Annotated in this window: 10 protein-coding genes; 4 read left to right on the forward strand and 6 right to left on the reverse strand. The window is 72.1% G+C overall.

Annotated features, from left to right (window positions below; translation table 11 throughout):
- The first annotated feature begins 105 nt into the window (after nucleotides 1-105).
- Complete coding sequence (locus ACWD4B_RS34090; RefSeq protein ID WP_451424410.1) at nucleotides 106-978, forward strand: alpha/beta fold hydrolase; 873 nt, start codon at nucleotides 106-108, stop codon at nucleotides 976-978.
- A gap of 7 nt (nucleotides 979-985) precedes the next feature.
- Here ACWD4B_RS34090 and ACWD4B_RS34095 read toward each other — a convergent pair whose 3' ends face one another.
- Nucleotides 986-1,780 carry a VOC family protein gene (locus ACWD4B_RS34095; protein WP_451424411.1) on the reverse strand — a complete coding sequence of 265 codons (795 nt, stop codon included), beginning with the start codon at nucleotides 1,778-1,780 and terminating at the stop codon, nucleotides 986-988.
- A 242-nt stretch (nucleotides 1,781-2,022) separates the two neighbouring features.
- On the opposite strand from ACWD4B_RS34095, the gene ACWD4B_RS34100 reads away from it, so the two are divergent.
- Nucleotides 2,023-2,175 carry a hypothetical protein gene (locus tag ACWD4B_RS34100; RefSeq protein WP_171087432.1) on the forward strand — a complete coding sequence of 51 codons (153 nt, stop codon included), beginning with the start codon at nucleotides 2,023-2,025 and terminating at the stop codon, nucleotides 2,173-2,175.
- 77 nt (nucleotides 2,176-2,252) lie between these two features.
- On the opposite strand, the gene ACWD4B_RS34105 is transcribed toward ACWD4B_RS34100, so the two are convergent.
- The 4 genes from ACWD4B_RS34105 to ACWD4B_RS34120 all read right to left on the reverse strand — a co-directional run bounded on the left by ACWD4B_RS34105 (nucleotide 2,253) and on the right by ACWD4B_RS34120 (nucleotide 5,293).
- Nucleotides 2,253-2,861, reverse strand: a complete 609-nt coding sequence (locus ACWD4B_RS34105) for a MarC family protein (RefSeq protein ID WP_336414191.1) — start codon at nucleotides 2,859-2,861, stop codon at nucleotides 2,253-2,255.
- A 154-nt stretch (nucleotides 2,862-3,015) separates the two neighbouring features.
- Nucleotides 3,016-3,873, reverse strand: a complete 858-nt coding sequence (locus ACWD4B_RS34110; RefSeq protein WP_451424412.1) for a PHP domain-containing protein — start codon at nucleotides 3,871-3,873, stop codon at nucleotides 3,016-3,018.
- Between the two features lie 95 nt (nucleotides 3,874-3,968).
- Entirely contained in the window at nucleotides 3,969-4,610 is a 642-nt protein-coding gene (locus ACWD4B_RS34115; protein ID WP_336414193.1) for a DUF6758 family protein, read from the reverse strand.
- A gap of 86 nt (nucleotides 4,611-4,696) precedes the next feature.
- Nucleotides 4,697-5,293 (reverse strand): suppressor of fused domain protein, encoded by a 597-nt coding sequence (locus ACWD4B_RS34120; protein WP_451424413.1) that lies wholly within the window; start codon nucleotides 5,291-5,293, stop codon nucleotides 4,697-4,699.
- A gap of 480 nt (nucleotides 5,294-5,773) precedes the next feature.
- Between ACWD4B_RS34120 and ACWD4B_RS34125 the strand changes: the two genes are divergently transcribed.
- Nucleotides 5,774-6,892, forward strand: a complete 1,119-nt coding sequence (locus tag ACWD4B_RS34125; RefSeq protein WP_451424414.1) for a magnesium and cobalt transport protein CorA — start codon at nucleotides 5,774-5,776, stop codon at nucleotides 6,890-6,892.
- Between the two features lie 2 nt (nucleotides 6,893-6,894).
- On the opposite strand, the gene ACWD4B_RS34130 is transcribed toward ACWD4B_RS34125, so the two are convergent.
- Nucleotides 6,895-7,806, reverse strand: a complete 912-nt coding sequence (locus tag ACWD4B_RS34130) for a DMT family transporter (protein WP_451424416.1) — start codon at nucleotides 7,804-7,806, stop codon at nucleotides 6,895-6,897.
- Between the two features lie 71 nt (nucleotides 7,807-7,877).
- On the opposite strand from ACWD4B_RS34130, the gene ACWD4B_RS34135 reads away from it, so the two are divergent.
- Nucleotides 7,878-8,358, forward strand: a 481-nt coding sequence (locus tag ACWD4B_RS34135; RefSeq protein WP_451424415.1) for a Scr1 family TA system antitoxin-like transcriptional regulator, incomplete at its 3' end; no start/stop codon positions are given.

The following is an 8,358-nucleotide window of genomic DNA, read 5'->3' on the forward strand; positions in this document are numbered from 1 at the left end:
CGTCCGTGAACTGGGCCATCGGCATCATCGGCGCCTTCTACCTGATGACCATCGCGCTGGGCTTCGGCGCCGCGGCCCTGGTCGGCCCCAAGGCGTCTCAACCCCATGAGCCGGCCCCCCTTCCTCGCCCTCCCCCCGTGCGCCCGTGCGTACCAGCTCGCCACCTCCCGTGGGGAGTTCGCCGTGCACGACGCGCGGCCCCCGGCCGCGGAAGCCCGTGGCACCGTTCTCCTCCTCCCCGGTTTCACGGGCAGCAAGGAGGACTTCATCGCGCTCCTCGAACCGCTGGCCGCCGCCGGTTACCGCGCCGTCGCCGTCGACGGACGCGGCCAGCACGAGAGCGCCGGGCCGCGCGACGAAAGTGCCTACGCGCAGGACGAGTTGGCCCGTGACGTGCTGGCGCAGGCCGCCGCGCTCGGCGGCGGACCGGGGACGGTGCACCTGCTCGGACACTCCCTCGGCGGGCTCATCGCCCGCGCGGCGGTCCTGGCCGAGCCGTCCGCCTTCCGCTCGCTGACCGTCATGAGCAGCGGTCCGGCCGCCATCTCCGAGTCGCAGCAGGCCCGTACGCGCCTGCTCGTCGGCGCGCTGGCGGCCATGGACATGGAGAGCGTCTGGCAGGAGATGCAGCGCCAGGACGCGGAGACGGACAACGTGCCCGAGGAGGAGGCCCCGTCCGAGCTCGCCGAGTTCCTGCACCGGCGCTGGATGCACACCGTTCCCGAGCAACTCGTGGCCACTGGCCGCCAGTTGATCGATGAAACGGACCGCACGGCGGAGCTGGCCCGGGTGCCGCTGCCCAAGCACGTCGTCTCCGGGTCGGTGGACTATGCCTGGCCGGTGCCGTTGATGGACGCGATGGCGAAGGAGCTGTCGGCGGTGCGCACCGTCGTCCAGGGTGCGGGCCACTCCCCCAACGCCGAGCGCCCGGCGGCCACGGCCGAGGCGCTCGTGCGGTTCTGGGGGACGGTGGCCTGACGTCTCGTCAGGCGTCCGCGCTGTTCCCGTTCTCGGTCACCGTGAACATCCCGCCCTCGGGGTCGCACAGCGTCGCCTCGCGCCCGATGCGCCCGGAGCCGGCGCCGGGCTCCGAGGCGACGGAGCCGCCGCTCGCGAGGGCCGCCTCGACGGCCTTCTCGACGTCGTCGACGCGGAAGTAGACGTGCCAGCGCGGCCTGACGCGCGGGTCGGGTGCCGCCTCGATGGCGCCACCGCGCAGGCAGGCGACGGTGCGGCTGCCGGCCCGCACCATGACGGCCTCGTCCTCGTAGCGGACCTCGCAGAGGTCCGGCCGGTTGTCCCAGTCGAAGATCTCGCCGTAGAAGACGGCGGAGGCGAAGGCGTCCCGGGTGCGCAGTTCGAGCCAGGCGGGTGCCACGCCGCTGCCGATGTGCCAGCCGCGCAGGACCTTGCCCTCCCAGAAGCCGAAGACGGCCCCGGCCGGGTCCGCGGCGAGCACGGCGCGGCCCTGGCCGACGGCCAGCGGGCCCACGGCCACGGTGCCGCCGCGCTCGCGCACCCGGGCGGCCACGAGGTCGGCGTCGTCGACGGCGAAGTAGCAGGTCCAGGAGACGGCGACCCCCATGCGGCGGGCGACCTCGCCCACGCCGGCGACCGGCTTGCCGCCCGCGAGCGCGACGGAGAAGTCCTCGCCGAGGGAGCCGAGCCGGAAGGTCCAGCCGAGCACGGCGGTGTAGAACCGCTGGGCCGCGGCGAGGTCACCGGTCAGCAGGCTCACCCAGCAGGGCATCCCGGGCCCCGCGCGGTCGGAAGCCGACATGGCCGATCGCCTCGATTCAGTCCGGGGTCGGGATCTCCAGGGTTCCACTCGCTCCGGGCCTGCGCATTCCGGCACGCTCTGGACTTTCATCAGTAATTACTTACGGTAAAAATTTCCTTAGCGTAGGGAATGTTTCAGACTCCCCGCACGTTGGACCCATCGAGAACGCGCGCGCCCCATCGTCGCGGCACGCGCCACAGACATCAGTTTCTCCACTGGAGGATCGAACGAAGGGAGAAGCCATGCGCTTCGAAATCATGCGCCTGGACGACGTCGACGGCACCGCCGTGGACAGCACCGTCGTGGACGCGGCATCCGTCAAGCGGATCGTGCAGCAGGCCGCCTCGACGGGCCAGCGCATCTACATCCGCCCGGCCGACTCCACGGCCCGGTAACGCGCACGCGCGACTCCCCCACGCGAAAAGCCCCGCTCGGCAACGGCCGTGCGGGGCTTTCCTGCGCCAGGAGGGCGTCAGTGGTGCCCGGCGATCACCTGGGTGATGCCGTTGATGATCTGCTGCACGGCCAGCGCGGAGAGCATCATGCCCGCGAGCCGGGTGACCAGCACCACGCCGCCGTCCTTGATGACCCGGATGATGTGCAGCGAGTTCCGCATCACCACCCACAGCACCACGTGGATCGCGGCGATCGCGCACCACACCGATACCTGCGCCGCGAGCCCGTCCGCGCGCTGCACGGCGAGGATCACCGAGACGATCGCACCCGGGCCGGCCAGCAGCGGCATGCCCAGCGGGACGAGCGCGACGTTGACGTCCTTCGTCTGCTTCGGCTCCTCCGACTTGCCCGTGAGCAGGTCCAGCGCGACGAGCAGCAGGAGCAGACCGCCCGCGATCATCAGGGCGGGCGTGGTGATGTGCAGATAGTTGAGGATCTGCTTGCCGCAGATCCCGAAGATGGTGATCACGCCGAAGGCGACCGACGCGGCCTGCCAGGCCATGCGGCGCTGGACCTTGGCGGGACGGCCCGAGGTGAGGGCGAGGAAGATCGGCGTGATGCCGGGCGGATCCATGATCACGAACAGCGTGAGGAAGAGGGAACCGAAGACAGCGAAGTCGAACACAGTGAGGCCTTGCAGAGGGGGTGAGCGAGAGGAAGGGGGAGGAAGAAGTGCCGTGCACGGTGGGCACGGATGCAGGGGCGCACGGACGCCGCCGGTGCGGTCGCCGGGTCCGTACGAGCGCGTACGAGCGCGTACGAGCGCGTGCGAGCGCCTGTCAGCAGCCGCCGGCGCCCGGAACGGGGAACGCGCCCGTGGCGCGGCGCGTGATCTCCCCGTAGATCTCCGGGTCGGTCGTGAACTCGCCGAGGACGCAGGTCTTGCGGCTGCCGTGGTAGTCGCTGGAGCCGGTCGGCAGCAGGCCGAGTTCGGCGGCGAGGCCGCGCAGCCGGGCGCGGGTGGGGGCGTCGTGGTCCATGTGGTCGACCTCGATGCCGTCGAGCCCGGCCGAGGCCAGCTCGGCTATCGCGCTCCCGGAGACGCACTGGCCGCGCTTGAAGGCCAGCGGGTGCGCGAGGACGGTGACCCCGCCCGCGGCCTTGACCAGGCGGATCGCCTCGAAGGGGTCGAACTCGTGCTTCTCGGCGTACGCCCGGCCGTCGTTGGCGAGCCACTCGGGGGTGAAGGCCTCGGAGACCGTGCGGACGACCCCGAGCTCGACCATGGCGGCGGCCACGTGCGGCCGGCCGACGGCACCCCCGGCGGCGATCGCGGCGACGCGCTCCCAGGTGACGGGCACACCGAGCGCGTTCAGCTTGGCGACCATCTCGCGGGCGCGCGGCTCGCGGTCGTCGCGGACGAAGTCCCGGGCGCGGGCGAACTCCGGCTCGGCCGCGTCGAAGAGGTAGGCCAGCATGTGCAGCGGAACGCCGTCCAGCCGGCAGGAGAGCTCGGCGCCGGTGACCAGGGTCAGCCCGGCGGGGAGGGCCGCGACGGCCTCGGCGTGGCCGCCGACCCCGTCGTGGTCGGTCAGCGCGACGACGTCCAGTCCCGCGGCGGCCGCGTTGCGGACCAGCTCGGCGGGGGTGTCCGTACCGTCGGAAGCCGTGGAGTGGGTGTGCAGATCGATGCGCACGACACGGACTCCCCGGCACTCAACAGAACGGACAGGACCGGTTCAGGATAACTGTCGTACGAACGTGAACCGTGTCGTCCGGTCCCGGTTCGGCCTCAGGGCGAGAGGATGCGCGGCGACAGCGCACCGCACGGCAGCAGGTCCACCTCGGCGCCCGCGTCCCGCAGATCGGTCAGCACCAGCTCGTCGTACATCAGCAGGCCCGACCGCTCCGGCCAGACGATCGCCCACAGCCACAGCCCGCGCGCCTCGCCCGCGAACACCGCCCGGTCGCCGGGTGCTCCCTCGACGTGCCAGAGGGGGGTGGGACGGCCGGCGGCGTGCACCTTGGCGTGGGGCGAGCGGTCCACCCGCAGCAGGGGGCCGGGATCGGGGCCGTCGACCCCCGCGTAGCGCGCGCCGAGTCCGATGCCGAGCTCCTCCGCCACCAGCAGCAGCTCGCCGGGGCCGCCGAGCGGGCTCGGGCCCGAGCAGGCCACGGCCGTGGCACGGCCGCCGCTGCGGTCGTCCCCCGCGCTGACGACGCCGGTGAAGAGCCATCCGACGGGCAGCGGCCAGGGCATCCAGACCGGGACCCGGGCCCGCCGCACCACGACGGCCAGCGCCTCCACGCTCGGTGGGACGACCGGCTGCAGGGGTTGCACCGTGCCGTGCACAGCACACTGCCAGGAGTCGGCGAAGAGACCGGGCGCTCGCACCCGGCCACCGCACTTCGGGCAACTGGGTTCGCCCCTCATAGCCTCCAACGGTCCTACCGGGTTGCCGCCGCGTCAAGGACGATCACCCGTCCGGAGGGCGGCACCGGAGCGCCGTGGCCCGATCGTCACTCCAGGGACACACCCGGCCGCAGCGGGTCGCGCAGATCGGTGCCGTGCTTCAGCCACTTCTCCTGCAGCGCGGCGGCCCCGTGGACGCGCTTCCAGGCGGCCTCGTTCGGGGTCATGGGAAGGAGGGGGAGGAAGCGGACGGGGTCCATCGGACCGTCCAGTTCCAGGTCCTCCACCAGCCCGCCGGACTCGGCGACGAGCACGGAGGTGAAGGGCGCCCCCGGCCACAGCGGTTCACCGGTGTCCAGCGAGGCGCCGGGGGCCACGACAACGCCCTCGACCTGGGGGGATGCGGCGAGCACGGCCAGCGGGCGGAGGACCTTGTCCGTGTCGGCCCGGCCGGTGCGGACGGTGAGGAGCAGCTCGGCGCGGGGGCCGCGGACCGGGTCGGCGAGGGGGGACGTCGGGTCGGCCATCGGCCGGGCGGACATGCCGAGCGTGGCGTAGCGGACGACGTCGCCCGCATCGTCCGCGGCGCCGAAGCGGAGGACCTCGATGCGGTCGGTGCCCAGGAAGGTCACCGCGGCGCGGGCGTCCGGCTCGCCGAGCGCCGTGCGCAGCCGGGCTTCGGCCAGTGCGAGAACGTCTGACATGCCGTGAGCATAGAACGCGTATCGAACAGGCAAAGCGGGTCGGGGTACGCCGGACGGCTGCTAGCCTTGACGGGCCTTGACCCGTGGTCAAGTGCGTGACGTTCGTCCCTCAGCGGGGACCGGCCGGAGGAGGTGGGGCTGCGGTGGATCCTAGTCGACCGTGCAGTACCGGCAGTTCTCCCGTCTGCCCGCTCCGGACGCACCCGTACTCCGCCTGATCCGAAGCCTTCCGCGGCCGGCCCCTCGGCCGGCAGCAGCACCGGAAGTGCTCCTGCGCCCGCAGCATGTGACGGAAGAGCGCCCTCCGCCCGCTTTGTTCCGTGTTCACTGCGTTCTCCGGGACGTTTCCCGCGAACTGCCGTCAGCCCTGTGCATCACGCGAAGCGCCGCCCGATTCACGGACGTGTCGCACGTCTGCGATTCAGGCCGCGTTCTTGTGTGTTCGCCACTGCTGACGGCCGGCCCGTGAAGGAGCCTGCCTTGTCGATGATCCGTGACCTGCGCGCCGCCGTCCGTCCCGCCCTGCGGCGCGGCCATGCCGCCTCCGGCTCCTCGTACACGTACTCCGTCGCCTGCGACCCGGCCGCCAGCAGCGCCGTCGTGGACTGCGCCGTCTACCGCGACGGCCGGCGCCTGAGCGAGCACATCGGCCCCGCCGAGGCCGTGCGCCGGGTGCGGGCCGAGGGCGGCTTCGTCTGGATCGGGCTGCACGAGCCCACGGAGCAGGAGTTCGCCGGCATCGCCAAGGAGTTCGGGCTGCACCCGCTGGCCGTGGAGGACGCGGTCCACGCCCACCAGCGGCCCAAGCTGGAGCGCTACGACGACACGCTGTTCACCGTCTTCAAGACCATCCACTACGTCGAGCACGCCGAACTCACCGCCACCAGCGAGGTGGTGGAGACCGGCGAGGTGATGTGCTTCACCGGGCCCGACTTCATCATCACCGTCCGGCACGGCGGACACGGCTCGCTGCGCGCGCTGCGCCACCGGCTGCAGGACGAGCCCGAGCTGCTCGCCAAGGGCCCCTCGGCCGTGCTGCACGCCATCGCCGACCAGGTGGTCGACGGGTACATAGCCGTCGCCGACGCCGTGCAGGACGACATCGACGAGGTCGAGATCGACGTCTTCTCGGTCTCCGGCAAGGGCACGTCGCGCGGCGGCGACGCGGGCCGCATCTACCAGCTCAAGCGCGAAGTACTGGAGTTCAAGCGGGCGGTGACCCCGCTGATGCGGCCGATGCAGCTGCTGAGCGAGCGCCCGATGCGGCTGGTCGACCCGGACATCCAGAAGTACTTCCGTGACGTCGCCGACCACTTGGCGCGCGTGCACGAGCAAGTGGTCTCTTTTGACGACCTGCTCAACTCCATCCTGCAGGCCAACCTCGCGCAGGCGTCCGTCGCGCAGAACGAGGACATGCGCAAGATCACGTCCTGGGCGGCGATCTGCGCCGTGCCCACGATGATCGCGGGCGTGTACGGCATGAACTTCGACAACATGCCGGAGCTGCACTGGAAGTACGGCTACCCGCTCGTCATGCTCGTCACGGTCGGCATCTGCTTCACGATCCACCGCGGCTTCAAGCGCAACGGCTGGCTGTAGGCCTACGTCTGCTGCTTGCCGCGGCGGTCGCCCATGATGACCAGGGCGAGGCCCGCCAGGATCACCACGAGCGCCGGGTAAGCGGCCGTCTGCGGCAACTGACCGAGCCACAGGGCGGCGATGAGCGCAGCGCCCGGCGTCTCCAGCAGGATGGCCGTCGAAGTGACCGACGGGCCGAGGCTCTTGACCACCCTGTTGATGAGCGAGTGACCGAGCAGTTGCGCGGTGACGGTCAGCGCCGCCAGCTTCAGCCAGGTCACCCCGCTGTAGCCGCCGAGCGAACTGCCGCTCACCAGGCAGGTGATGAGCAGGAGCACGGCCGTGGTCGTGTAACAGACGTACGTGTACGGGACCGTGCCCACCGTCCGGCGCACCTCCGCACCCAGCAGGACGTACCCGGCGGCCGCCATCCCACCCGCGAGCGCGAGCGCGTCACCGGCCAGGGCGCGGGTCGAGAGCGACAGGTCGACGCCCGTCAGGATCATGACCCCGAGGAACGCGAGCGCGGTGCCGCCCCAGACGAGCGCGGGCGGGCGGTGGCCGCGCAGCCGCAGCACGAGCGTCGTCCAGATCGGGGTGGTGGTGCACAGCGCCGTCGAGGAAGCGACGGACGTCATGTGCAGGCTCGGCAGCCACATCCCGAAGTGCAGCGCGAGCAGCACTCCGGCCCCCACGGTCAGCAGGACCTCCCGCCGGCCGAGGCCGCGCAGCTCGGCGCGGTGGCGTACGAGCGCGAACGGGGTGAGCGCCCCGACCGCCATGGCGTTGCGCCAGAACGCGACGGCGAGGGCCGGGGCCGCGGTGGCGGCGATGAGCGGCGCGGAGAACGAGACGGACGCGATGGCCGTCGCGAGCAGCAGCCCCTCGATGCGCAGGGCAGCAGGGGAGACCGTCCCCGCGGGGTCGGCGGGCACGGTGCGTATCGCGTCGCGTCGGGCGGGGGCAGCACTCACCCCACCAGCCTAGATCCCCCTAAGGTGGGTGCATGACCGAGACGGAAGCACTGTCACGTGCGCTGATCGAAGAGGCCGCCAGGAAGTCGGGCCTGATCTGGCTGCAGGGCCCCGCCGGGCCCAGCCGCGCGCTGTGGCACGTGTGGCACGAGGGCGCCGTGTGCCTGGTCGGCGGCGGCGCCGGCGAGCAGCCGCTGGACGGCCTCGGCCTGGAGGACGGCGGCACCGCCACGGTGACGGTGCGCAGCAAGGACAAGGGCGGCCGGCTCGTCACGTTCACCGCGCAGGTCACCGAGCTCCCTGCGGGGGGCGAGGAGTGGGGCGCCGCCGTGGCGGAGCTCAAGGGGAAGCGGCTGAATGCCGTGGATGCCGAGGGCATCGAGGAACGGTGGGCCCGCGAGTGCCGGGTGCTCCGCCTGGAGAAGGCGCCGCTGCTGTGGGTCGTCATGGACGAGACCGTGCTGCGCCGTCCCATCGGCGGCCCGGACGTCATGCGCGCGCAGGTCGACCGGC

The sequence above is a fragment of the Streptomyces sp. NPDC002536 genome, assembly GCF_053594995.1.